Source organism: Cupriavidus sp. WKF15 (assembly GCF_029278605.1).
In the GTDB taxonomy this organism is placed as follows: domain Bacteria; phylum Pseudomonadota; class Gammaproteobacteria; order Burkholderiales; family Burkholderiaceae; genus Cupriavidus.
This window is the reverse complement of record NZ_CP119572.1, coordinates 3,695,789-3,719,957: the sequence shown is the minus strand read 5'-3', so window position 1 is coordinate 3,719,957 and position 24,169 is coordinate 3,695,789. Positions and strand designations below refer to the sequence as shown.

Sequence of the window (24,169 nt, the reverse complement as noted above, 5' to 3'; positions counted from 1 at the left end):
TCAGCCGAACAGCTCTTCCGCCACCGTGGGATGCAGTTGCAGCGTAGTCTCCAGGTGAGATTCGCGCACCCCGAGCCGCAGCGCCACCGCCATCGCCTGCACGATCTCCGGTGCCGCGTTGTCCATCAGGTGCACACCCAGCACGCGCCCGGTACGCGCGTTCAGCACAAGCTTGAACACCGATTGCAGCGCATTGCCGCCGAAGCGGCTTTCGAGCGAGACAAAGCGCTTGACCACGGTGCGGATGCGCTCGGGCTTGCCGGCCTCTTCGACGGCCTGGGCCTCGGTCAGCCCGACCGCGCCGATGGCCGGTTCGCAGAACACGGCAGTCGGCACGAAATCGAAGTCCGAGCGTTCGCCGCGGCGGCCGAACAGCCGGTCCGCGAGCCAGCGGCCCTGCGAGGTTGCGACTGGTGTCAGGTGCAGGCCTTCGATCGCGTCGCCGATCGCATAGATCGAGCGCACCGAGCTGCGGAACTGCCGGTCCACCTTGATGCCGCCCTTGTCGCCGAGCTTCACGCCTAGCGCATCGAGCCCGAGCCCGTCCACGTTCGACACGCGCCCGACCGCTACCAGCGCCGCCTGCGCGCGCACGGATTCGGTCTGCCCCGGCTTGTTGCGGGGGAGATAGCAGACCTCCAGCGCGCCGTTGGCCTGGCTGATCAGGTTGACGGTGGCATTCAGGTGCAGCCGCACGCCCTTGGCTTCGAGCGCTCCCGCAAGCGCCTCGGCGATCTCCGCGTCGAAATGCGGCAGCAGCCGGTCGCCGGCAACGATCAGGTCCACCTTGACGCCGTAGCGCGACAGGATCGATGCCTGCTCCACGCCGATGTAGCCGCCGCCGATCACGGCGATCGATCCCGGCACGCTCTGCCACGTGAAGACATCGTCGGAATTGCTCGCAAGTTCACCGCCGGGAATGTCGAGCGCTTTGGGTCGGGCGCCCGTGGCGATCAGGATGCGCCTGGCGCGGATGACTTCATCGCCCACACGCACTTCATCGGGCGCCGTGACGGTGGCATCGCCGCGGATGATGTCGACGCCCGCTTCGAGCAGGCGCTGTGCGTAGGCCACGTTCAGCCGCGCGACTTCCGCGTTGACGCGCACGATGGCATCGCGCCAGTCCTCGTGGCCACCCGTGTGAGACAGGCAGCCGGACAGGATCGCGGCCCAGCCCGCGCCGTACGACAGCATCTTCTTGGGCACGCAGCCCCGGTTGACGCAGGTGCCGCCGATTTCATCGCGCTCGATCAGCACGACGCTGGCCCCATGCGACGCCGCGCGCCGCGCGCACGCGACGCCGGCCGAGCCGCCGCCGATCACGACGAAGTCGGCCTTGCGCGAACGCGCGGGCTTGCCGCTCTTGCCGCGCGCACGCGGCACGCGTTCCACCGCCGGCTCGGCACTGACTTGACGGGCCCGCCTTGGTCCGTTGTCGGACGTGGCGGTTGTTGTCTGGCGCTTGCTCATCCATGCCTCCTGTCGCGGCACGCGGCCGCATCGACAAACGATCGGACCGGCACCAGCAACGCGCTAGGCGCCGGACTTCAGTTCCGTATTCAGGATCGACGGCCACTCGCGCAGGAAAGTTTCCCCGTCGCGGCGGCCCAGGTCATAGGCGTGCGTCATCGCGTCGGGCCGGGTGTAGTCCCAGCTCGAGATCGGCACGCGTTGCGAAGGCTGCAGGTACAGGCGGCGCTGGCCGCCGCTTTGCATCACGAAACGGCGCGGGCGCGGATACAGCCGCGTCACCAGCACCAGCACATTGCCCGGCGTGGCGTCGAGCGCGTCCACGGGCACGTTGTCCACCAGGCCGCCATCGAGCACCGCGCGCCCGTCGCGGCGCAGCACCGGCGTGAAGGGCGGCGTGGAGGCCGACTGCAGCAGCAGGTCGGCAAGCTGCTCGGGCGAGCCACAGTCCTGCGCGCGCACGAACTCCGGGCGGAAGCCAAGCTTGCGCCCGAGCCGCGGATGCAGCGTCTTGAGCACGTGCTTGTCGATGTTGTACGCCAGCAGCCCCGCCGCCACGGCCAGGCGCGGCCCGCTCCAGCGCGGGATATGCGCGACGCCGATGCGGATCTCCGGTGCCTGCTGCAAGTGCGCGAGTCGCCCGTCTGCAAAGATCGACAGCAATGCCGTGCGGTAGATGCCATAGTGCGGAAACACCCGCTCGCTGCGCAGCAGGTTGCCCCAGTAGGCGTTGCGCTTGTTGTTCGACAGCACCTGGCGGTAGTACGCCATGGTCTGTTGCGAGTCGTGCGCATAGACCATGCAGGCCGTGGCCGCGCCCGCGGAAATGCCGGCGATCACGCGCGGGCGCAGCTTCAGTTCCGGCGCCACCGTGTCCCACCAGCCCGCCTGCCACCAGCAGCGGTTGCCGCCGCCGGCGAAGACAATCTGGTCAAAGGGGGTCGTGGTGCCGGTAGTCATGCCGCGATCTGCGAGTCGTTTGCGGGCCCGGCGTCAGAGCAGGGCATAGGTGGTGGTAGCCTGCACGGCCAGCTTGCCATCGGTGCCAGTCAGCTCGATCTCGCCGAACACCACGGTCTTGCCAAGGCGCAGCACCTTGGCGCGCACGAGCACATCGCCGTCGATCACGGGGCGCATGAAGTTGGTATTCAGGGTGACGGTGGTCATCGGCCGGAACGCGCCCAGCGCGCTGGCCACGGCGACGATCATCGCGGTGTCGGCGGCCGACATCAGCACCTGGCCGCACACCACGCCGCCCGCATGGCGGAACATTTCCTGGAATGGCAGCCGCAGCGTGATGCCGGCGTCATCGACGGCTTCGGCACGCAGCCCGAGCTGGCGCACCCAGGGCGCGAGCACGCGCTCCAGCGTGGCATCGATCTCGGCAAGGGTCAGGCGGCGTTCGGCGGATTCGGACATGGCGATCCTGGTCTTGTTGTCCCGCTGGGATGACACCCGGTAGCCGCCCGGAAAGCGGGCTGGCCGCTACTCCGTCTCTTCCGGCGCGACGCGATGTTTGAGCCAATGATACAGGGGGCCGGTGGCCAGCACCACGAAGGCCATCCGGATCACATGGAAGGCGGTCACGAGCGGCACGCCAAGCTCCAGCACCTTGGCCGTAATGCACATCTCGGCAATGCCGCCCGGCGTGGTGCCCAGGATCATCGTGGCCGGATGCGCGCCGGACAGGATCGAGATCACCCAGCCGAGCAGCGCCGACACCAGCAGCGCCGCCACCGTGTACAGCGCCACGCCCGACAGAAAACGCGGCGCGGTATGCAGGAAGTCGCGCGAGAAACGCGCGCCCAGCGACACGCCGATCAGCAACTGGCCGGCGCGGCTCATCCACGTCGGGATGGCCGACAGCTCGACGCCCGAAGCGGTCAGCACCGCCGCGGCCAGCAGCGTGCCGATCACGAACGGATTCGGCATATTGAGCCGGTGCACCAGCAGCGCCACGCCAAGCGTGATGGCGATCAGCGCCAGCAGACCCGGCGCGCTCACCGTGCGCGGCCCCGGGATGTACGGATCGAGGCCATGGATGCCGCCGTACTGGAAGATCGCCGGCACCGCCACCACCACCATCAGCACGCGCAGGGAATGCGCCGCCGCGACCTGGTCGATGCGCGCGCCGTTGCGCTCGGCCAGGTTGGCCATCTCCGAAGCGCCGCCGATGGCCGTCGAGAAAAATGCGGTCTTGAACGCGACGCCCGTGGTCCGGCGCAGCAGCAGCGCACCGCCCGCGCCCAATGCCAGCGCGAACAGGGAGCCCGCGATGATGTAGGGAAGGAATTCGAGCAGCCGGGCCACCACGTCCGGCGTGAAATACAGGCCCAGCGACGCGCCGATCACCCACTGGCCCGCGTTGCGCGCCTGCGTCGGCGCGCGCAGGTCAGCGCCGGCCATGCGCGCGCTCGCGACGGACAGCAACGGCCCGATCATCCACGGCAGCGGCGTGCGCAGCACGGTGCAGAGCAGCGCGGCAGCCAGGCCGAGCAGCAGCGTCAGCACGAACGGCAGCCAGCGATGGGAGGAAAGACTCATGATGCAGCGGCCTGGCAGGGGGCGCCGGCGCCTTGTTGTTGTGGATGCAAGAATGCATGAAGCCCGGCGCGCATGCACCGGGCTTCGTTCATCTTATGACACGGGGCGGATGATCACGCCGCATTGTCCGCCTGTTCGTGCGCGGTCGGACGATTGGCATGCCAGCGCAGCAGGCGCGGGATCACCACCACGGCCACGGTCATGGCCAGGATGGTGGCCGAGATCGGCTGCTTCACGAACAGGCTCCAGTCGCCCTGGCCGATCGACAGCGCATTGCGCAGCTGCTTTTCGGCAATCGGTCCGAGGATCAGGCCGACGATGACCGGCGCGGTCGGGAAGTCGAAGCGGCGCATCACCATGCCCAGCAAGCCGACCACGAACAGCAGCAGCAGGTCGAACCAGGACTGGCGGATGCCGTAGGCCCCGAGTCCGGCGAAGATCAGGATGCCGCCGTACAGCAGCGGCGTCGGCACGCGCAGCATGCGTACCCACAGGCCGATCGCCGGCAGGTTCAGCACCAGCAGCATCACGTTGCCGATGTACAGCGATGCCAGCAGGCCCCACACCAGGTCGCCCGAGGTCTGGAACAGCATCGGGCCCGGCTGCAGGTTGTAGTTCTGGAACGCCGCCAGCAGGATCGCCGTGGTGTTCGAGGTCGGGATGCCGAGCGTCAGCAGCGGGGCCAGCGTGGCGGTCACGGCGGCGTTGTTGGCAGCCTCCGGGCCGGCCACGCCTTCGATCGCGCCGACCTTGCCGAACTCTTCCTTGTGGTTCGACAGCTTCTTCTCGGTGGCGTAGGAGAGGAACGTCGGGATCTCGGCGCCGCCGGCCGGGATCAGGCCGAACGGGAAGCCGATGATGGTGCCGCGGATCCATGCCGGGACCGAGCGCTTCCAGTCCGACTTGTTCATGTGGACCGAGCTCAGCTTGTTGAAGGTGCCCTCCGGCTGCGGGAAGAACGCGTTGAACAGCGCCTCGCCCACGGCGAACAGGCCCACGGCCACCACCACGATGTCGATGCCGTCGTACAGCTCCTGCACGTTCATCGAATAGCGGGTCTGGCCAGACAGCGAATCCATGCCGATCAGGCCGATGCCCAGGCCAAGGAACAGGCTGGTCATGCCGCGCAGCAGCGACGAGCCCAGCACGGCCGAGACCGTGGTGAACGCGAGCAGCATGATCATGAAATATTCGCCCGGGCCGAACTCCAGCGCGACGTCCGCCGCCACCGGCGCGAACATCGACAGCAGCACGGTGGCGATGGTGCCGGCCACGAACGAGCCGATCGCAGCCGTCGCCAGCGCCGGGCCGGCACGACCGTTCTTGGCCATCAGGTTGCCTTCCATGGCCGTGACCATGGTAGACGACTCGCCCGGCGTGTTCATCAGGATCGAGGTGGTCGAGCCGCCGTACATCGCGCCGTAGTAGATGCCGGCGAACATGATCAGCGCAGCGGTGGGTTCGACCTTGGCCGTCAGCGGCAGCAGCATCGCCACTGTCAGCGCAGGCCCGATGCCGGGCAGCACGCCAATGGCGGTGCCGAGGAAGCAGCCCACCAGGGCCCACATCAGGTTGATTGGCGTGATGGCGACGGCAAAGCCGTGCATCAGCTGGTTCAGGGTATCCATTCGTGACTCCTTGCTGAACGGGCGGGCTCAGAAGCCGGCGATGGGAAGCAGCGGCAGGTTGATGCCGAGCAGGAATTCAAACAACGCCCACATCGGCACCGTGATGCACAGGCCGATGATCGCGTCGCGCACGATGCGGCGGCTGCCGTAGCCGCGCGCCACGCAGATCATCAGCAGCGTGGACGACAGCACGAAGCCGAGCGTGCCGATCAGCGCCATATTCAGCACCAGGCCCGCCGACACCCACAGGAAGCCCTTGAAGTTGTGCGGGGCGCTGGGCAGTTCGGCGTCTTCTTCGGGCATGTTGCGGAAGCCGCCGCGCACGCCCTGCCAGGTCAGCAGCGCGCCGCACACGGCCAGGCCGATCGCCACCAGCGTGGGCACGAAGCGCGGCGACAGGCCGGCATAGCCTTCTTCGCCAGAGATGCCCGACAGGCCGAGGAAGAAGAACAGCGAGATCGCCAGCACGGCAACGCCGATGGCGAGATGGGAGGGTTTCATGGAGGCTCCTTGGCCTTTGTCGCCAGCACAGGGGCGCTGGCTTCCGCGACGCTGGCTTTCTGAATCCTGCGCGGCCGCAGGGCCCGGCGACATGTAGTTTTGGTTTGGCTATCGCAGGTGGCAGACACCGGGCCCCGCGCCGTTTTCCCGGCTACCGTCTATTGCGGCAGCTTCGGCAGGCACGACAGGTAACACTTCAGCACTGCTCAGATCCGCGGGGCCGCGGATCCGTACTGCAAGGCGCTCGCGCGCCTCTGTTCTTACTTGGCTACGCCCAGTTCGCGCAGCGTGCCGCCCAGGCGGGCCGATTCGCTGTCGACGAACTTGCCGAACTCATCGCCGGTCAGCAGGAACGGCGTCCAGTCATTCTTCTGCAGCGTTTCCTTCCAGGCCTTGCTCTCGGTCGCCTTCACCACGGCGTCGATCATGGCCTTGCGCTGCTCGGGCGTGGTGCCGGGCGCGCCGTAGACGCCGCGCCAGTTGTAGATCTCGACGTTCACGCCCTGCTCCTTGAGCGTCGGGATGTCGGCGGTGCGGTCCTTGGAGGTCACCGCCAGCGCGCGCATCTTGCCGCTCTTGATGAACGGCAGGAATTCCGACACGCCGGCAATGCCGACGGTCACGTGGCCGCCGAGGATCGAGGCCGACGCTTCACCGCCGCCCTGGAACGGCACGTAGTTGATCTTCTTCGGGTCCACGCCGACGTCCTTGGCGATCAGGCCGGCCAGGATGTGGTCGATCGAACCCTTCGAACCGCCACCCCAGCTCACGCTGCCGGGGTTGGCCTTGAGCTGCGTGGTCAGGTCCTTGATCGACTTGATCGGCGAGCTGGCCGGCACGGTGATGACCATGGTGTCGGCGAACAGGCGCGCGATCGGCGTGGCGTTCTTGAGCGTGACCGGCGGATGGTTGGTCTCGATGGCACCGACCATCACCGCGCCGACGACCATCAGCGCATTCGGGTTGCCCTTGTCGGTGTTGACGAACTGGGTCAGGCCGATGGTGCCGCCCGCGCCGCCCTTGTTGTCATAGGTGGCCGTCTTGGTCACGCCCGAGGCGATCATCGCGGCGCCCAGGCCGCGGCCGGTCTGGTCATAGCCGCCGCCCGGGTTGGCGCCGATCATGAACTTGACGGTGTCCATGGCATAGGCAGGCGCGGCAACGGCGGTGGCCGCAACCACGGCCGAGGCCATGACGATGTGGGCGAAACGGTGAATCGAGCGGCGCATAACGGTCTCCTTGTGGTATTGCCGTATCTTCGGCTGGCCGTCATGGCGTCGCGTCGGGACCCGGGAGACACGGGCGCATACCGTCACGAAGGAACCGGTAGGTCGCTGTCTCCTGTCCGTTGCACGCCTTGCATGCCGGCATTGTTATGGGCTTCTGTGTGACCCGCTGGTGGGTCATGTGCCGGATTCTAGGCGTTGAAAACTGTCAAAAGGCTGTCAGATTGACAGCTCTTGCATCGGGGTTTACGTGGATAGGCGGGTGATTCAGCGCGCAGCAGGCGCGGATGCGGCGACCGGTATGGCCTTGCCCACCACGGCGTCGCGGCACGGATCGCCGCGTTCCACGGGCGCCACGGTCACGACGCGGTCGAAGCCCGCCGGGTTGCCCTGGCCGTGCTCCAGATAGCCCACGCTGACCGCCTTGCCGGCATCCGCTCCCAGCCAGCGCGGCACGCCGATATCGTTGCGCACATGGCCATTGCCCGCGATCAGCACCGCGCCGCGCGCCGCGTAGGGACGCAGTGTGGCCGCCATCACGGCATCGCGCGCGGCCTGCGCGTCGAGCATGCCGGGCAGCATGGCCTTGGGGAAATTGCCGCAGTGGCCTTCGTCGAGCACCGCGGTCTGCGCTGCCACCAGGTCCGGCGGCAGCGTGCCGGTCAGGCCCAGCCGGGCACGCTCCTGCGGCGTGAACAGGCCGTCAAGGCCGCCGCGCACGATCTTCGCCGCGTCGGCGCGCGACAGGTTCGCGGCCAGCAGCGGCAGGTCGTACGCCAGCGCCAGCGCCACCACCGGCCGGTACAGCGGCCATTGCCAGCCGCCACCGCCGGCCTGCGCGATCAGGTAGTCGGCGTCGTCCGCTCGTTCGCGGCGCGCGCGGTCGATATCGGCCTGGCGTTCGCGGTCGAATTGTTCCATGGCAATGGCGGGGCGCCAGCCTTGCTCGATGGCGTGGGTCAGCGCGGCGAGGCGCTGTTGCTGGCCGGCGGGGTTATCGTGGACTTCTCCCAGCAGCACGTAGGACTTGCCGGCAAAGTCGGCATTGACTTCCGCGGGAGACGGTCCCTGGGTTGCGCAGCCGGCCGTCAGCACGGTCAGGGCCGCCGCCAGCATGCCGGCCATATGCAACCGGATTGACATCATGCGGTGTTCCTCCCTTATCTCAATGCGGCCGCCAATGGCGAGATTCTCGCCCACCTTGGCCAGGTTGCCGTCGGACAGGTCCTTCAGCGCCGTGCCCGCGATCCAGGTTGCCGCTGCCGCCGGCCGGCCAGCTATAGCTCGGTGTAAGTCCCCGCTCGGCACCTTCCTTGCGGCTGGTCAATCCGGGCGTTCCGTCCGGCAGATAACTTGCCTCGGACTCGCTCAATTGCAGGCCAATACCGGCCCTCCACCGCCACCATGGAAAACCCCGGCTACCTACTCTACCGCAGCATCATCAACGACGACGGCGATCAATATGCCCCGGTGACACTGACGCCAGCGGAAGATCAGCGTGAAAAGATCGTCCTGGCCAAACCTTACGTTATTCCTGTCCTCTTTTTGCCCGGCATCATGGGCACCAATCTCAGGAAAAAGGAAGGGAAGGATATCGCCTGGCGTCCGCCAAACACGGACCTGCGCGGCGCGGCAGATGCCATCTGCCAACTCTTCAGCTATCTGTTCAAGAATGCGAAGGACCGCGCCGGCGACCTGGCAACCGCAACGGTGGAGGTCGATCCCAGCGGGCCGATCGACGCCGGCCTGAGCGGGTTGCCCAGAAACGTGCTCGTTGTGCGCGGCTGGGGAGCATTGATGCGTTCCTCCTACCACCCGTTCATGGGCGATTTGCAGCACCTCCTGAACTCACTGGCGGAATACGATTTCGAGCGCTGCGTAGCGGACCTGAAGGGCTGGGCAGCCGAAGATGGCCAATCCCCGCCTTCGGACTGGGGTGCGGACCGTGGCGAGGCATTGACGCGCGAGGAAATCCTGCACGCGGCCAATTACCAGTTCGATGTCTGGGCCGGCGGCTACAACTGGCTGCAGAGCAATCGCGACTCCGGTGCGGCCATCAAGGACCTGATCGAGAACACGATCCTGCCGTACTACAACGAAGGCAAGACGGTCATCGTCGAGGACACACCCGACGGCGAAGGCAGTAATCAATGCAGCATCCGGCGCCGCAAGCCGGGTCGTCCGATGGCCGAGAAGGTGATAGTGGTGACCCACTCGATGGGCGGACTGGTGAGCCGTGCGCTGACCGAGATTCACCAGTGCGACAAGGTGCTGGGCGTCTCGCACGGCGTGCAACCCGCCACGGGTGCACCGGCCACGTACAAGCGCATGCGTGCGGGATTCGAGGGGGTGGAGCAGGTGATTCTGGGGCGGAACGCGGCAGAGGTGGTTGCCATTTTGTCGCAGGCGCCGGGTGGGTTGGAGTTGTTGCCGACGGCCGACTACAACGATGGCAAGCCTTGGCTGAAGGTGCGGGAGCGCAAGGGTGGCAAGGAGACGCTGGCGTTGCCGAGGAATGGTGATCCTTATAGTGAGATTTATCTGTCGCCGGACTGGTATGGGTTGGTGCCGGACAACAATCCGGACTTGCTGGTCCCCAACTCCGCGAAGCAAGCGCAATTTGCGCGCGATTCTGAGCCTGATCGAGACTCTCCACGCAGGACGTTGACTGAAATTGTTGACGGTGTTCGAAGATTTCACCGTGCAATAGAGAGGCGATACAAGGTTCATACCTATGCCCACTATGGCGCGCAGGGGCGGCGCGATCCCGAGAGGGATCCTGGTGGCTTGCTTGGGTTAGGTCTTATGGCGAGTAAGGATCGGTTCAGCTGGGGAGAGGTCGCCTGGGAGGGGACAGGGGGCCGGGGGCTGGATCCCAAGAAGGTCAAGATCACTAAGGATGACGGCAACGGCACGCTGAGAACCTCTGAGGGGCTCAGCCTGAAAATAGGTGAGCCCGACAGTCCTGGGGATGGCACGGTACCCGTCCAATCAGGTGCAGCACCGGGTAAGGCAGGTATCGCGATGAGCTTTGCCCATGGACAAGACTGCGCCGGGAAGCAGAACACTAAATTCTGTTACGACCATCAGGGTAGCTATGGGGATAAGCGCGCGCTCTACGCCACGATGCACGCAATTGTGAAGATTGCCCAAGAAGCTCAATGGCACAGAAAGGAGTCTGTATGAAAGAAGGATGGAGAACACGTGCCATTGGCCGGCATCTAATCGACCTGCCGGGAGAGGCGAAGACGATTGAGAGCTATGCATACAACAAAGTGAAAATTGAGCTGTTGCCGGCGATTCGGTCGCAGGACAGTTTGGATCAGTTGGTAGCCAAAGAGGAACAAGCACTGCGCAATGCAAAACACCAAATGCATGGCAGCATGTTCGTCGAACGAGTGCCGCATGCCAACGGATCGGTGAGCTTGCTCTCGTGGAACCGGCCAACGGGGGACATACTCTATCGCCTTGATACATACTTTCGAGCCGGATCAAAAACACTGAAATACTCGGGAGACATTGATCCGGACAAGAAGAATGTGGTTCTTGCTTCCTGCGATCGACTTGCAGAGGAATGGCGAGAACTGGAAGTTGGTGAAATTTCGAACGGCATTGGCTATGTAGTGAATGATGTGATTTTGGCGGCAAGCCGCTTCAATCTCGAAAGTTGGCGCATGGTCATTCGGCTGGCCGGAAAGCCAGATGTTTCATTCAAGGTCACCGCCTATACGCAGCGCAGTGTCGAACCCGGCTTACGCAAGCGCGCCGGCGGAGTACTGGCAGGATTGCTGGGGGCAGTGGCTGGATTTACTCAATTGCGCAATCGTGAACACCCGGTCGGCCCCATCGAGGCCGACGAGATTCTCGTGGCAGGCACGCAGGACGGCAAGCGGACTTACGGCTTCAAATGGGAAGCGCCGGGCAAGGCCGACTCCCTGGCTGAACCAAATCTGAATATATCGCTGCAGGTCGGCGAAAGCGCTTACCGCACCAACAAGGAGTCGTTTGCCAGCGACGAGGAGGCGCTGGAGTTATGGGACGCCGTGGTCGGCTCCATTCGGCTGCGCCCGGGGGCCGTATGAGTACAGACCAGATTCGCGCCGCCATGTGCTGCGGATAGTGGTGCGGCCCTCCTGAAAGTTGCCGGGTCCCCGCATACGCGGGGACCACGTGTCGGTTAGCACGCGCAAGTCATCGTGGTCAACGCGCCGTCATCGCTCACGCAAGCGGAAGTGGAAAACTTCGCTTCCGTCCTTCAGTGCTGCTGCACCGTCTCGGCGTGCACCTGCTCCGGCAGCCTGTTCCCGTCCGCATCGATCTGCAGCGGGCCGGTGCCCGAGAACCGGTCCAGCGCCAGGTAGATCACCGGCGTGATGAACAGCGTGATGACCTGCGAGAACAGCAGGCCGCCGACCACGGCCAGGCCCAGCGGCTGGCGCAGCTCGGCGCCCGCGCCCAGGCCCAGCGCCAGCGGCAGCGCGCCCATGACGGCGGCGAACGTGGTCATCATGATCGGCCGGAAGCGCAGCAGGCAGGCCTGGCGGATGGCCCGCGCCGGCGCCATGCCTTGCTCACGCTGCGCCGCGAGCGCGAAGTCGATCATCATGATGGCGTTCTTCTTGACGATGCCGATCAGCATCAGCACGCCGATGGTCGCGATCAGCGACAGCTCCACGTTGAACAGGAACAGCGTCAGCAGCGCGCCGATGGCGGCCGAGGGCAGGCCCGCCAGGATCGTCAGCGGATGGATGTAGCTCTCGTACAGCACGCCCAGCAGCGTATAGATGACCGCGATGGCCGCCACCAGCAGCACGATCTGCGTGGCCTGCGACGACTGGAACACGGCCGCGTCGCCACCCCAGCTCGTGAAGATGGAGGTCGGCATGGCGATCTCCTGCCGGTAGCGGTCGATCTTCGCCGAGGCCTCTCCAAGCGCCGCGCCGGGCGCCAGGTTGAACGACACCGTCACCGAAGGCAGCTGGCCCTGGTGGTTCACGGCAATCGGCCCGACCCGGCGCTCGGTCGTGGCGAACGCGGAGATTGGCACCATCTGGCCGGTCTTGCTGCGCACGTAGAGCTTGGTGAACGCGCTTTCGTCCTGGCGGTCGACGTCGGCGGCCTGCAGGATCACGTAGTAGTTGTCGATCGGCGTGTAGATCGTCGACACCTGGCGCTCACCGAACGCCGAGTACAGCGCCGTGCGCACGTCCTGCATCTGCACGCCGAGCGCGTTGGCCTTGTCGCGGTCGATCGAAAGCTGCGCCTCCAGGCCCGATTGCTGCGAGTCGCTGGTAACGTCGCGGAAGATCGAGTCCGCGCGCATCTTTGCCATGAGCTTGTCGCTGAACTCCTGCAGCTGGCCGGCCTTCACGCTTTGCAGCGTGTACTGGTAGCGGCTCTTGCTCTGGCGTCCGCCCAGGCGCAGGTTCTGCACCGGCGAGAAATACACCGCCAGGCCCGGGATACCGGACACGTCCTTGCGCAGCGACTCCACCACCTTTGGCATCTTGGGCCGCTCGCCGAGCGGCTTCAGTTCGATGAACATGCGGCCGGTGTTGATCGCCGGCGACGGGCCGCCGCCGATCGAGACCACGATGCTCTTCACCGCCGGGTTGGCGCGCATGCGCTCGGCGGCATCGCGCAGCCGCTCGGCCATGGCGTCGAACGAGATGTCCTGCGGGCCTTCGGCGTTGACCTGGATCTGGCCGATGTCTTCCTCGGGGAAGAAGCCCTTGGGAATCTTGACGAACAGCACGGCGGTCAGCACGAAGGTCAGGCCGGCGGCCACCAGCACCACGCGCCGGTGCGCCAGGCACCAGTCCAGGCCGTGCGCGTACTTGTGCAGCGTCCACTCGAACAGGTTCTCGAACCACTGCGTCGAGCGCATGCCCAGCGTCTGCTTCTGCACCACCGCCGGCGCGTGGCCAGCGTGATCGCCATAGGCGTGCTGCGATTCATCGACCGGCACGTTCTCGGCCGACAGGAAACGCGCGCACAGCATCGGGATCAGCGTGAGCGACACCAGCGCCGACACCAGGATCGACAGCGACACCACCGCGGCGAACTCATGGAACAGCAGCCCGATCACGCCCGGCATGAAGAAGATCGGGATGAACACCGCCACCAGCGAGATCGAGATCGACAGGATGGTGAAGCCCATCTCGCGCGAACCGACCAGCGCGGCCTTGAGCGGCGGCACGCCTTCCTCGATATGGCGCACGATGTTCTCGAGCATGACGATGGCGTCGTCCACCACCAGGCCCACGGCCAGCGTGATGGCCAGCAGCGACACGTTGTCCAGGCTATAGCCGAAGGCCTTCATCAGCGCCACCGTGCCGATCAGCGAGATCGGCAGCGACACCGTGGGGATCAGCGTGGCGGCGGCGCGGCGCAGGAACAGGAAGATCACCATCACCACCAGCGCGACCGTGAGCGCCAGCGTGAACTGCACGTCGTGGATCGATTCGCGGATCGAGTTGGAGCGGTCGTTGACCACCGACACGTTGACCGAGCCCGGCATCTGGGCCAGCAGCCGGGGCAGGGCGCCCTTGATCGCATCCACCACGGCCACGGTGTTGGCGTCGGGCTGGCGCAGCACGGCCAGCACGATGGAGCGTTCGTTGTTGAGCCAGCTGCCGGTCTTGAGGGTCTCGACGCTGTCTTCCACCTCGGCCACGTCGGACAGGCGTACCAGCACGCCGTTGGGCTGGCTCGCGACGATGATGCCGCGGAACGCTTCGGCATTGGCAAGCTGCCGGTTGGCCTGGATCGTCAGCGTCTGGCGCGCGCTGTCGAGCGTGCCGACCGGCGTGTTGGCGTTGGCACGGTTCAGCGCCGTGGCCAGTTCGTCGAGCGTCAGGCCGCGTGCGGCCAGCGCGTCCGGGTGGGCGCGCACGCGCACGGCAAAGCGCTTCTGGCCGAACACCTGGACCTGCGCCACGCCGGGCAGCGTGGCCAGCGTCGGCGAGATCAGGTTGTCGCCAAAGGCATTGAGTTCAGCCAGGCTCATCGCCGGCGAGTTGATCGCCAGCAGCAGCACCGGCGCATCGGCCGGGTTGACCTTGCGGTACGACGGCGGCACCGTCATCTCGATCGGCAGCGAACGCTGGGCGCGGAACAGCGCCGCTTGCACGTCCACGGCGGCGGCATCGATGTCGCGGTCGCTGTCGAATTCGATCGTGATGCTCGAATTGCCAAGCGTGTTCGACGAGCTGATCACCGTCACGCCCGGAATCGTCGCGAACTGCTTTTCAAGCTGCGTGGCCACCGAGGCGGCCATGGTTTCGGGGCTTGCGCCCGGCAGCGTCGCCGTGACCTGGATCACCGGCGAGTTGAAGCTGGGCAGCGCGGCGATCGGGATGGTCGGGTACAGCACGATGCCGGTGACGATGACCGCGATGCACAGCAGCACCGTCATCACCGGACGGCGGATACAAAGCTCGGACAGCGTCATGACTTAGTGTCCCTGGGCGGCATCGGGCGCGCTCGCCGGCGTGGCGGCGGGGGCGGACGCCGGCGCGGCTTCGCGCACCAGGGTGCCCGGGCGCAGGTTCTGCGTGCCTTCCACGACCACGCGCGTGCCCGGCGGCACGCCTTCGATCACGGCCGACGTGGCGGTGGTGGTCACCATCTTCACGGGCATGCGGGCGACCTTGCTGTCCGGCTGCACGGCGTAGACGAAGCGGCCTTCCGGCCCCGTCACCACGGCCTGCGGCGGCACCGACAACGCATCCTTGAGTGTCTGCACCACGGCGCTGACGTTGGCATAGGTGCCGGGCCACAGGCGCTGCTCGTCATTGTCGAACTGCGCCTTGACGCGGATGGTGCCGTACTGCGGGTCGACGGTGTTGTCGATGAAGGTGATCTTGCCCGTCACCGGCGTCTTGCTGCCGTCGTTGGGCTGGGCCGTGACCTGCACGGGGCCGGAGCGCAAGGCGTCGCGCAGCGCGGCGAGCTGGCGCTCGGGCAGGCTGAAGGTCACCGCGATCGGCTGGACCTGAGCGATGGTGACCATCGGGCCGGTGCTGTTGGGCAGCACCATCGAGCCCGGGAAGACATTGATCACGCCAGTGCGCCCGCCGATGCTGGCGCGGATCGCGCCGTAGCTGACGGCAACGCGGCTGGCCTCGATCGCGGCCTGGTCGGCGCGGATGGTGGCCTCGAAGCCGTCCACCTTTGCCTGGGCCGTATCCACCGCGCTCTTGGAAATGAAGTTGCGCTCCAGCAGTTCCTTGCTGCGCGCCAGGTTGCGGCGCGCGTCGGACAGGTCGGCCTGGTCGCGCAGCTGCTGCGCCTGCGCCTTGGCCAGGTTGGCCTCGTCCATGCGCGTGTCGAGCGAGAACAGCAGGTCGCCGGGCTTGACGGTCTGGCCTTCCTTGATATGGACGGCGCGCACGGTACTCGAGACCTGTGGGCGAACCTCGACTGTGGATAACGCCGTCACGTTGCCGTTGGCCGTGAATTGCAGCGGCACGTCGCCCTGCTGCACGAGCGCGGTAGCGACCACCACCGGCGCGGGCCCCTTCGCGACGGGCCTGGGTGCCAGCCAGGCATGCCAGCCGAACCATCCCGCCCCGCCAAGCACGGCCACCGTGATCACCACGACCCACGGCGATACCCGGCCCCGGCCGGTTCCCGCGGACGCACTCCAGTTGCCGTCGACAAACCCCTTGGGCTGATCGATCCTGTCTGTCTTCATCTTGTGTGGACCCTCTAAGCCGCAGCGCGCCTCCCCGGTGACGTCCCGCCTCTGTTCCTGCCGTGACCGCCCAATACGGGCAGCCCGGGGACCGGGCGGGTACGTGTCGCGCAAAACCTCTACTAGTACAGTGGTTCGCCCCGCGTAGCCAGCGCGGACTATTACAGCGCGTTACAGCGGTAACGGCGTGATCCGGGCCTGGCTTGATTGGCGACGAGGGTGGCGTGGCGGAGGCGGGGGCGACTGCTTGTATCGATAGACAAACATTATCAGAAAAGCTGCCGCCGGCCATCCCGGCGCCAGCGGTTAATGCTGTCAATCGACAATTTGCGTGGCCCATGATGCACATAAATGGCATCGCCTGCCCGGACTTCGCCGGTCCGCACCACGCTCAGGTAGACGCCGGAGTAGCCGCTCTCGACCATGTCGCGGACGGCATGGCGGTAGCCCAGCACCGCATTGAACTTGCACGAGGGCTGCCGCGGCGACGCCACACGCAGCAGCGCGGTGCCGATGCTCAGCATGTCGCCGACCCAAAGGTCGGTCTCGTCCAGGCCTTCGATGGTCAGGTTCTCCCCCATGGCGCCGAATGGCAGGCCACGGTGCGCTTCGGGTTGCGCGGCGGCGCGGCGGCGCGCGTTCCACCAGGCGTAGTGCTCGGACGGATAGGCATAGACAGCCTTGTCCGGGCCGCCGTGCGCCGCCAGGTCCGCCTGCTCGTCGCCGGCCACGCCGAGCGGACGCACCTGCACGCGCAGCGGGCGGGCCAGCGTGCTGACCGGGTGCTTGCGGATGCCGGACATCACCACCGCCTCGGTGCCGGCGCGGGCGACCACCAGCGGAATGGCCTTGCCGATACTGATCGCCAGCACGCGTGCGCCGGCCAGGACTCCGTTCGGTTCGCTCACGATGCCCCCGCTGCAGGAGTTGTGGATAACTCCGTGGATAACGCAGGGAACAGTTGGTGGACAGTGCGTTGGACAACACTGTGGAAAAGCTGTGGAACGAAACCCCGCTGAAGCGGGTCCGGGATCCGCTCAGGCCTGTTGCGGTGCCGGCCGCGGCGGCCACTGGCAGCCAAGCGCCCGCGCGCGCTGCGAGATAACCAGGGCAGCCAGCATCAGCGCCGCGGCACCCCAGTGCAGCGAACCGGAGCCGGCCACGGTATAGATGGCCGCGCCGGCCATGGCGCCCAGCGCCTGGCCGAGGTAGATCGACGACGAGTTGAGCGAGATCGACACCGAGGCCCGGTCCGGCGCAATCATCACCAGCCGCGCCTGCTGCGCGCTATTGGTGGCAAACCCGCCCACGCCCCACAGCATGAACAGCAGCACCAGCGCCACGCTGTGCAGGCCCGCCAGCGGCCACAGCAGCAGCGCCGTAATCGACGTCAGCAGCGTGATCCGGACGATCCGGCTCGGCGAGATCCGGTCCATGCGCGAGGCCGCCATCGCATTGCCGAACACCCCGCAGGCGCCGTAGGCCAGGAACATCAGGCTCAGCGCGGCGCCGGTAATGCCGTGGACATCGCGCATCAGCGGCGCAATGTAGGTAAACATCGTGAACATGCCCGCCGACTGGATCATGGTGGTGGCCACCACGAGCAGGATCGGCCGGTGGCGCAGCACCGCGCCCCAGGCCTCGCGGCCCACGGCCGGCACGTAGAGCCCGCGCGGCAAGGCGCGCCAGACCGCCGCCGACACCAGCAGCGCCAGCACGCCCACGATCGCCATGCTGACGCGCCAGCCGAGCGTGCTCGCGATCCAGGTGCCCAGCGGCACGCCGACCACGCTGGCGATGCTCCAGCCCAGGAACACGAAGCTGATCGCGCGCCCGCGCGTCTGCGCATTGACCAGCAGCGGCAGGGTGGCAGCGGTCTGCGGAGTGTAGATGGCAGCGCCGATCGCGGTCAGGAAGCGAATCACCATCAGCGTGGCGAAATTCGGCGCCAGCGCCGCGGCCAGGTGCATCACCGCGTAGACCAGCAGCGAACCGGCCAGCAGCAGGCGGCGGTCGATGCGCGAACCGAGCGTGGCGAATACCGGCGCCCCCACGCAGGTGGCCAGTGCAAATACCGAGATCAGCTGGCCGGCACTGGCCACGCCCAGGCCGAAATCGCCGGCAATGTCGTTCAACATGCCGGTCACGATCATCGCGCCGGTGCCAATGATGAAATTGCCGACGCAGAGCGTCACGAGCCTGGGGTCCATTCCGGCCTTGGTGGAAGGGTGGCGCGCTGGCGCCTTGTTATTGTCGGGATGTGCGGCGGGCCGTTGCGGCCCGCGCCTGGGGAAGTCCCGAGTGTAGCGGTTTCGCGAAATTCGCGTCCGCGGCGGCCGAAGCGGGGAGGTATCCGGCGTTGTCGAGCCGATTCTAGGCAGGCCCCCCTCTCCCGCGGAGTGGCAGAGGGACGCCAACCGTGGATGAAAGGTTCGTCAGCGCGACAGCGCCGGCGTCAAAGCCTTCGGGTTGACGATGCTGTCGTGCTGGCCGGCCAGCACATCGAGGATGTTCTGGAACGCGGTACGGAAGTACAGCTCATAGCTGTCGCGCTCCACATACCCCAGGTGCGGCGTGCAGATGCAGTTTTCCATGCGCAGCAGCGCGTGGCCCTGCAGGATCGGCTCGGACTCGAACACGTCCACCGCCGCCATGCCGGGACGGCCGCGGTTCAGCGCCGCGACCAGCGCGTTCTCTTCCAGCAGTTCGGCGCGGCTGGTATTGACGAACAGCGCCGTCGGCTTCATGCGGGTCAGGTCGGTCAGCTTGACGATGCCGCGCGTGTCGTCGTTCAGGCGCAGGTGCAGCGACAGCACGTCGCTGTCGGCGAAAAACTGGTCTTTGGACTCCGCGACCGCCAGGCCATCGGCGCGCGCCGCTTCCTGCGATGCCTCGCGCCCCCAGACCAGCACGTTCATGCCGAAGGCCCGGCCATAGCCGGCCAGCAGCCGGCCGATCTTGCCGTAGCCCCAGATGCCCAGGGTCTGCCCGCGCAGCACCTGGCCCAGGCCGAAGTTGGGCGGCATGGTGGTCGACTTCAGGCCGGACTGCTGCCAGGCGCCGTGCTTGAGGCTCGCCACATACTGCGGAATGCGGCGCTGGGCTGCCATGATCAGCGCCCAGGTCAGCTCGGCCGGCGCAACCGGCGAGCCGACGCCCTCCAGCACCGCCACGCCGCGGTCGGTGCACGCCTCGACATCGATATGCGTGTCCGGCGCGACGCCGACGCGCCCGGTCTGGCTGATGATCTTCAGCTTGGGCAGCTTTTCGAGGAGCTGGCGCGTGATGCGCGTGCGTTCGCGGATCAGTACGACCGCCTCCACGTCCGACAGGCGCGCGGCCAGCTGGCCCACGCCCTTGACGGTGTTGTTGAACACCTTGACGTCGTGTCCTTCCAGCAGGCTGAAGCAGGGCAGCTTGCGCACGGCATCCTGGTAATCGTCGAGTACAGCAATCTTCATCGGAAACTCTTTTTGTCGGCTGGCCTTGTGACCCGGGATGTGTGCTCGCGGCAACGGAACGCGCGCCGCAAGCGCTATTGTCGGCCATCCCGGCCCGGCACAATCCATGCGTCAATCCATGATTCGCAATGCTGCGCAGCAAAAAACAGCAGGGTGCAGCAGTGGTATCCTTGCCCGCTCCGGTGTCGCCAGGAATGGTCGGTTGAGCCTCGCTCCCGACACCCGGCGCCGTCGGACAAAGCCCGCCTGGCCCCGCGCGGGCGAAGCGCAACTTTAGCGCAGGCGCAGGGACTGCCGCGACCCTTTGCGTTGCCTGGGCCGCAGAGGAGTTGTAACGGGATGTGACGACCGGTGCGAGTCGCCGATGAGCGCCAACGAGGCGCGGCGACGAGCACCGGCCTGGCTGGCCTCAGGCCGGGCTTTGAAAAGATTTCCCCCTTCCTTCCCTTTACACATTTGGAGTTGCCGTATGAACCACCCCTCGATGCAAGGCACGGCCGCGTTGAACGTGCCGGCCTGGGTCAAGAACCAGAAGCTGGTGGCCTGGGTAGCCGAAATCGCCGCGCTGACCAAGCCGGAGCGGATTCACTGGTGCGACGGTTCGCAGGAAGAATATGACCGCCTCTGCGAGCAGATGGTCGCGGCCGGCACGCTCAAGCGCCTGAACCCGGCAAAACGCAAGAATTCCTACCTGGCCCTGTCCGATCCTTCCGACGTGGCGCGTGTCGAAGACCGCACCTTCATCTGCTCGGACAAGAAGGAAGACGCCGGCCCCACCAACAACTGGATCGCCCCGGCCGAGATGCGCCAGACGCTCAACGGTCTGTTCGACGGCTGCATGCGCGGCCGCTCGCTGTACGTGGTTCCGTTCTCGATGGGGCCGCTGGGTTCGCCGATCGCCCATATCGGCGTGGAACTGTCCGACTCCCCGTACGTGGCCGTCAATATGCGCATCATGACGCGCATGGGCAAGGCCGTGTATGACGTGCTGGGCACCGACGGCGACTTCGTGCCGTGCGTGCACACTGTCGGCAAGCCGCTCGCCGCCGGCGAGAAGGACGTGCCGTGGCCGTGCAACCCGACCAAGTACATCGTCCATTTCCCGCAAACGCGCGAGATCTGGTCGTTCGGCTCGGGCTATGGCGGTAACGCGCTGCTCGGCAAGAAGTGCTTTGCCCTGCGTATCGCGTCGACCATGGGCCGCGACGAGGGGTGGCTGGCCGAGCACATGCTGATTCTGGGCGTGACCTCGCCCGAGGGCAAGAAATACCACGTGGCCGCCGCATTCCCGTCGGCCTGCGGCAAGACCAACTTCGCGATGCTGATCCCACCCAAGGGCTTCGAAGGCTGGAAGGTCAACACCATTGGCGACGACATCGCGTGGATCAAGCCGGGCAAGGACGGCCGCCTGTACGCGATCAACCCGGAAGCCGGCTTCTTCGGCGTGGCCCCGGGTACCAGCGAGAAGACCAACTACAACGCGATGGCGACGCTGAAGGAGAACGTCATCTTCACCAACGTGGCGCTGACCGACGACGGCGACGTGTGGTGGGAAGGCATGACCAAGGAAGCGCCGGCGCACCTGATCGACTGGCAGGGCAAGGACTGGACCCCGGAAATCGCCAAGGCGAGCGGCGCCAAGGCGGCCCACCCGAACTCGCGCTTCACCGCGCCGGCTTCGCAGTGCCCGTCGATCGACGAGAACTGGGACAACCCGGCCGGCGTACCCATTGATGCGTTCATCTTCGGCGGCCGCCGCTCGACCACCGTGCCGCTGGTGACCGAAGCGCGCAACTGGACCGAAGGCGTCTACATGGCCGCGACCATGGGCTCCGAAACCACCGCCGCGGCCGCCGGCCAGCAAGGCGTGGTGCGCCGCGACCCGTTCGCCATGCTGCCGTTCTGCGGCTACAACATGAGCGACTACTTCGGCCACTGGCTCGACCTGGGCAAGAAGCTGGAAGCCACTGGCGCCAAGCTGCCGAAGATCTACTGCGTGAACTGGTTCCGCAAGGACGCCGACGGCAGCTTCGTGTGGCCGGGCTTCGGCGAGAACATGCGCGTGCTGTCGTGGATGATCGACCGCGTCGAAGGCAAGGGGCAGGGCGCCGAGCACGTGTTCGGCACCAGCCCGCGCTATGAAGACCTGAACTGGAATGGCGTGGACTTCTCGCCGGCGCAGTTCGCGCAGGTCACGTCGATCGACGCCGACGCCTGGAAGCAGGAGCTGGTGCTGCACGACGAGCTGTTCACGCAGCTCAAGCACAACCTGCCGCAGGCGCTTGCCGAAGCGCGCTCGGCACTGGGCAAGCGCCTGGAAGGGTAAGCACCCGGCCAGCCATGGCACTCCCTCTCCCGCAGCGGGAGAGGGCCCGGGAGCGTGGCGAGTCGCCGAGTCAGCCTGTGGATACTGTGGATAACTTCCGGTTATCCCGCCTCGCCCTCTCCCCCCGACTGCTCCACCGCGTACTTCACCAACCCCGCCCGGCCCTCGATGCCCAGCTTGCGCTTGAGGTTGAGCCGGTGGGTTTCCACCGTGCGCACCGACACACCGAGCCGCGCGGCAATCTCCTTGTTCGCCATGCCCTCGCCGATGCAGCCAAGGATGTCACGCTCGCGCCGGGTCAGGGCGTCCAGCGGATCCGCTGCGGGCGCCTGTTCAGCCATGCCGCGCGCGATACGCGCGCTATAGAACACGCGTCCGGCCAGCACGGCCTGGATGGCGGCCATCAGTTCGTCCGCCGGCGCATCCTTGAGCACATAGCCACGCGCGCCGGCACGCACGGCCTGGCGCGCGTATTCCAGGTTGTCGTGCATGCTCACCACCAGCACGGCGATTTCCGGGTACTGCTCGTGCAGCGCGGCGGTCAGGGCAATGCCGCCCATGCCGCGCATGCCGATGTCAGTAATGACCAGGTCCGGGCGCTCCGGCTCGCCGGCACGATCCAGCCAGGCCAGCGCCGCCTCGCCGCCATCGGCCTCGCCCACGACGCGCAGGCCGGGCTGCAGCGCCAGGTGCATGCGCATGCCATCCCGAACCAGCGCATGGTCGTCGATCAGCAGCACGCGCGCGGGCGCGGCAACGGGTTCCGCCATGTCGGCCGGGTCAGGAATATGGGTCATGACTGCGAAGAATCCGCGGGGAGGGGAGCGGTGGGCCGGGCCGGCAATTTCGCGAGCGGCAGGACCGCCTGCAGTTCGGTGCCGCCAATGCCCGAAACTATGCCGAACTGACCGCCCAGCGCCGCGATGCGCTCGCGCAGGTTGCGCAGGCCGATGCCGCGCCGCGGATCGACCTGCATGCGGGCCACGTCAAAACCGCAGCCGTCGTCGCGCACCGTCAGGCGCGTCGCGTCCGGATCGAATGCCAGCGCCACGGTCACTTTGCGGGCGCCGGCATGGCGTTCGACATTGGTCAGCGCTTCCTGCACGATCCGGTACAGCGCGGTGGCCTGCTCGTCGGGCAGCTCACGCGGCGTGCCGGCCTGGGCCACGCTGATCTGCAGCTGGCTGCCGGCCTGCATCTCGCGCGCCAGGTGCTGCAGGGCGGCAAAGATGCCGAGATCATCGAGCAGCGCGGGGCGCAGGTTGCGTGCCACGCGCCGTACCTCGTTGAACACCGTGTCGAGCCGGTTCAGCGCCATGCCGAGCACCGGCGCCACCGCCGCGCCTTCCGCCGGCGCCAGGCGCAGCCGGTTGGCAGCCGCTTCCAGCACCAGCTTGACCGACACCAGCAACTGGCTGATGCCGTCATGGAGTTCGCGCGACAGCCGCGCGCGTTCCTCTTCCTGGGACTGCACCACGCGCTGGGCGAGTTGGCGCAGCTTGGCATCGGCCTCGCGGTGCTCGCTGATATTGAGAGCCAGGCCGCTGGCCGCTACCAGCAGGATGCTGACCGCGGCGATCACGCCGATCCACGCCATGGTCTCGCGGATATCGGTCGCGGCGCGCGCGTCGAGCTGGCGCAGCGTGCTTTCCACATCGTCCAGGTAGATGCCGGTGCCGAGCATCCAGCCCCATTCCGGCACGGCCACGACGTAGCCGAGCTTGGGCGCGAGCTGCTGCGACGACGGCTTTTTCCACAGGTAGCGCACCGAGCCGCCCCCCGCCTTCGCCGCCGCGATCAGCTTCTGGATGGTGAGGGCGCCCTGCGGATCGCGCAGCGTCCACAAGTCCTGCCCGACCAGTTCCGGCTGGCGTGGGTGCATCAGGTTGCGGCCCTGCAAGTCATACAGGAAGAAATAGCCATCGGGCCCGTAGTCGAGCCGCGCCAGCGCGTCCATGGCGGCCTGGCGCGTGGCGGCGTCGGTGCGGCCCGAACGCACCATCGGCGCGATCGCGCTTTGCGCCAGTTCTACGTAGTGGCGCAGTTCGGTTTCCTTGCTCTGGAGATAGGCGGACTCGACCAGCGTGCGCTCGTGCTGGGCCAGCTGCGTCGCCTGGAAACGCACGGCAAGCGCGATGCCCAGCATGGCCACCGCCAGCGGCGCCACGGCGAGCAACAGGATCTTCTGGCGGAGTTTCATACATGAACCGGACGACCGGGGGTAAACACCGATGCCGCGCAGGCGGCATGCCACCGTCGATCTGCGTAGTACTACGCAGAAGTGCTGCGTAGTTCCGCGCTTGTGCGGGGTATGG

The 24,169-nt window shown here is 66.7% G+C and carries 18 protein-coding genes; 3 read left to right on the top strand and 15 right to left on the bottom strand.

What is annotated here, in order from left to right:
- The 8 genes from CupriaWKF_RS17265 to CupriaWKF_RS17230 all read right to left on the bottom strand — a co-directional run bounded on the left by CupriaWKF_RS17265 (position 1) and on the right by CupriaWKF_RS17230 (position 8,512).
- Positions 1–1,470 (bottom strand): FAD-dependent oxidoreductase, encoded by a 1,470-nt coding sequence (locus tag CupriaWKF_RS17265; RefSeq protein ID WP_276099000.1) that lies wholly within the window; start codon positions 1,468–1,470, stop codon positions 1–3.
- 63 nt (positions 1,471–1,533) lie between these two features.
- A complete protein-coding gene (locus CupriaWKF_RS17260) occupies positions 1,534–2,430 on the bottom strand; it encodes a patatin-like phospholipase family protein (protein ID WP_276098999.1) in 897 nt (298 codons plus the stop codon).
- 33 nt (positions 2,431–2,463) lie between these two features.
- Complete coding sequence (locus tag CupriaWKF_RS17255; protein WP_276098998.1) at positions 2,464–2,889, bottom strand: PaaI family thioesterase; 426 nt, start codon at positions 2,887–2,889, stop codon at positions 2,464–2,466.
- 66 nt (positions 2,890–2,955) lie between these two features.
- A complete protein-coding gene (locus CupriaWKF_RS17250) occupies positions 2,956–4,014 on the bottom strand; it encodes an AbrB family transcriptional regulator (RefSeq protein ID WP_276098997.1) in 1,059 nt (352 codons plus the stop codon).
- Between the two features lie 113 nt (positions 4,015–4,127).
- The gene (locus tag CupriaWKF_RS17245) at positions 4,128–5,642 is read right to left on the bottom strand and encodes a tripartite tricarboxylate transporter permease (protein ID WP_276098996.1); all 1,515 of its coding nucleotides are present in this window, start codon (positions 5,640–5,642) and stop codon (positions 4,128–4,130) included.
- A gap of 27 nt (positions 5,643–5,669) precedes the next feature.
- Positions 5,670–6,143: a tripartite tricarboxylate transporter TctB family protein gene (locus CupriaWKF_RS17240; RefSeq protein WP_276098995.1), complete on the bottom strand. Its 474-nt coding sequence runs from the start codon at positions 6,141–6,143 to the stop codon at positions 5,670–5,672.
- A gap of 260 nt (positions 6,144–6,403) precedes the next feature.
- Positions 6,404–7,372: a tripartite tricarboxylate transporter substrate binding protein gene (locus CupriaWKF_RS17235; protein ID WP_276098994.1), complete on the bottom strand. Its 969-nt coding sequence runs from the start codon at positions 7,370–7,372 to the stop codon at positions 6,404–6,406.
- A gap of 264 nt (positions 7,373–7,636) precedes the next feature.
- Positions 7,637–8,512 (bottom strand): ChaN family lipoprotein, encoded by an 876-nt coding sequence (locus tag CupriaWKF_RS17230; protein ID WP_276100857.1) that lies wholly within the window; start codon positions 8,510–8,512, stop codon positions 7,637–7,639.
- Between the two features lie 261 nt (positions 8,513–8,773).
- Here CupriaWKF_RS17230 and CupriaWKF_RS17225 point away from each other — a divergent pair, with 261 nt between their 5' ends.
- Positions 8,774–10,555, top strand: coding sequence for a hypothetical protein (locus CupriaWKF_RS17225; protein WP_276098993.1), 1,782 nt, complete (start codon positions 8,774–8,776; stop codon positions 10,553–10,555).
- Complete coding sequence (locus tag CupriaWKF_RS17220; RefSeq protein ID WP_276098992.1) at positions 10,552–11,451, top strand: T6SS immunity protein Tli4 family protein; 900 nt, start codon at positions 10,552–10,554, stop codon at positions 11,449–11,451. The genes CupriaWKF_RS17225 and CupriaWKF_RS17220 overlap by 4 nt, the downstream gene beginning before the upstream one ends.
- A gap of 173 nt (positions 11,452–11,624) precedes the next feature.
- On the opposite strand, the gene CupriaWKF_RS17215 is transcribed toward CupriaWKF_RS17220, so the two are convergent.
- The 5 genes from CupriaWKF_RS17215 to CupriaWKF_RS17195 all read right to left on the bottom strand — a co-directional run bounded on the left by CupriaWKF_RS17215 (position 11,625) and on the right by CupriaWKF_RS17195 (position 19,528).
- Positions 11,625–14,822 (bottom strand): efflux RND transporter permease subunit, encoded by a 3,198-nt coding sequence (locus tag CupriaWKF_RS17215; protein WP_276098991.1) that lies wholly within the window; start codon positions 14,820–14,822, stop codon positions 11,625–11,627.
- A 3-nt stretch (positions 14,823–14,825) separates the two neighbouring features.
- On the bottom strand, positions 14,826–16,067 hold the full coding sequence (locus CupriaWKF_RS17210) for an efflux RND transporter periplasmic adaptor subunit (RefSeq protein ID WP_276098990.1): 1,242 nt from the start codon (positions 16,065–16,067) through the stop codon (positions 14,826–14,828).
- Positions 16,068–16,336: 269 nt separating this feature from the next.
- Complete coding sequence (locus CupriaWKF_RS17205; RefSeq protein ID WP_276098989.1) at positions 16,337–16,975, bottom strand: MOSC domain-containing protein; 639 nt, start codon at positions 16,973–16,975, stop codon at positions 16,337–16,339.
- Positions 16,976–17,104: 129 nt separating this feature from the next.
- Entirely contained in the window at positions 17,105–18,277 is a 1,173-nt protein-coding gene (locus CupriaWKF_RS17200; protein WP_276098988.1) for an MFS transporter, read from the bottom strand.
- A gap of 225 nt (positions 18,278–18,502) precedes the next feature.
- On the bottom strand, positions 18,503–19,528 hold the full coding sequence (locus tag CupriaWKF_RS17195) for a D-2-hydroxyacid dehydrogenase family protein (RefSeq protein WP_276098987.1): 1,026 nt from the start codon (positions 19,526–19,528) through the stop codon (positions 18,503–18,505).
- A 469-nt stretch (positions 19,529–19,997) separates the two neighbouring features.
- On the opposite strand from CupriaWKF_RS17195, the gene CupriaWKF_RS17190 reads away from it, so the two are divergent.
- Positions 19,998–21,854, top strand: coding sequence for a phosphoenolpyruvate carboxykinase (GTP) (locus CupriaWKF_RS17190; RefSeq protein ID WP_276098986.1), 1,857 nt, complete (start codon positions 19,998–20,000; stop codon positions 21,852–21,854).
- 101 nt (positions 21,855–21,955) lie between these two features.
- On the opposite strand, the gene CupriaWKF_RS17185 is transcribed toward CupriaWKF_RS17190, so the two are convergent.
- Both CupriaWKF_RS17185 and CupriaWKF_RS17180 read right to left on the bottom strand, forming a co-directional pair.
- Positions 21,956–22,651, bottom strand: a complete 696-nt coding sequence (locus CupriaWKF_RS17185; protein ID WP_276098985.1) for a response regulator transcription factor — start codon at positions 22,649–22,651, stop codon at positions 21,956–21,958.
- A complete protein-coding gene (locus CupriaWKF_RS17180) occupies positions 22,648–24,054 on the bottom strand; it encodes a cache domain-containing protein (protein WP_276098984.1) in 1,407 nt (468 codons plus the stop codon). Before CupriaWKF_RS17180 ends, CupriaWKF_RS17185 begins: the two co-directional genes overlap by 4 nt.
- Between the last annotated feature and the right edge of the window lie 115 nt (positions 24,055–24,169).

Excerpts from the sequence above, each read along its gene's own strand:
- CupriaWKF_RS17185 (WP_276098985.1), bottom strand. The coding sequence starts at position 22,651 with ATGACCCATATTCCTGACCCGGCCGACATGGCGGAACCCGTTGCCGCG.
- CupriaWKF_RS17265 (WP_276099000.1), bottom strand. The coding sequence starts at position 1,470 with ATGAGCAAGCGCCAGACAACAACCGCCACGTCCGACAACGGACCAAGG.
- CupriaWKF_RS17210 (WP_276098990.1), bottom strand. The coding sequence starts at position 16,067 with ATGAAGACAGACAGGATCGATCAGCCCAAGGGGTTTGTCGACGGCAAC.
- CupriaWKF_RS17225 (WP_276098993.1), top strand. The coding sequence starts at position 8,774 with ATGGAAAACCCCGGCTACCTACTCTACCGCAGCATCATCAACGACGAC.
- CupriaWKF_RS17180 (WP_276098984.1), bottom strand. The coding sequence starts at position 24,054 with ATGAAACTCCGCCAGAAGATCCTGTTGCTCGCCGTGGCGCCGCTGGCG.
- CupriaWKF_RS17240 (WP_276098995.1), bottom strand. The coding sequence starts at position 6,143 with ATGAAACCCTCCCATCTCGCCATCGGCGTTGCCGTGCTGGCGATCTCG.
- CupriaWKF_RS17215 (WP_276098991.1), bottom strand. The coding sequence starts at position 14,822 with ATGACGCTGTCCGAGCTTTGTATCCGCCGTCCGGTGATGACGGTGCTG.
- CupriaWKF_RS17260 (WP_276098999.1), bottom strand. The coding sequence starts at position 2,430 with ATGACTACCGGCACCACGACCCCCTTTGACCAGATTGTCTTCGCCGGC.
- CupriaWKF_RS17255 (WP_276098998.1), bottom strand. The coding sequence starts at position 2,889 with ATGTCCGAATCCGCCGAACGCCGCCTGACCCTTGCCGAGATCGATGCC.
- CupriaWKF_RS17195 (WP_276098987.1), bottom strand. The coding sequence starts at position 19,528 with ATGAAGATTGCTGTACTCGACGATTACCAGGATGCCGTGCGCAAGCTG.
- CupriaWKF_RS17235 (WP_276098994.1), bottom strand. The coding sequence starts at position 7,372 with ATGCGCCGCTCGATTCACCGTTTCGCCCACATCGTCATGGCCTCGGCC.
- CupriaWKF_RS17190 (WP_276098986.1), top strand. The coding sequence starts at position 19,998 with ATGAACCACCCCTCGATGCAAGGCACGGCCGCGTTGAACGTGCCGGCC.
- CupriaWKF_RS17220 (WP_276098992.1), top strand. The coding sequence starts at position 10,552 with ATGAAAGAAGGATGGAGAACACGTGCCATTGGCCGGCATCTAATCGAC.
- CupriaWKF_RS17200 (WP_276098988.1), bottom strand. The coding sequence starts at position 18,277 with ATGGACCCCAGGCTCGTGACGCTCTGCGTCGGCAATTTCATCATTGGC.
- CupriaWKF_RS17230 (WP_276100857.1), bottom strand. The coding sequence starts at position 8,512 with ATGTCAATCCGGTTGCATATGGCCGGCATGCTGGCGGCGGCCCTGACC.
- CupriaWKF_RS17245 (WP_276098996.1), bottom strand. The coding sequence starts at position 5,642 with ATGGATACCCTGAACCAGCTGATGCACGGCTTTGCCGTCGCCATCACG.
- CupriaWKF_RS17250 (WP_276098997.1), bottom strand. The coding sequence starts at position 4,014 with ATGAGTCTTTCCTCCCATCGCTGGCTGCCGTTCGTGCTGACGCTGCTG.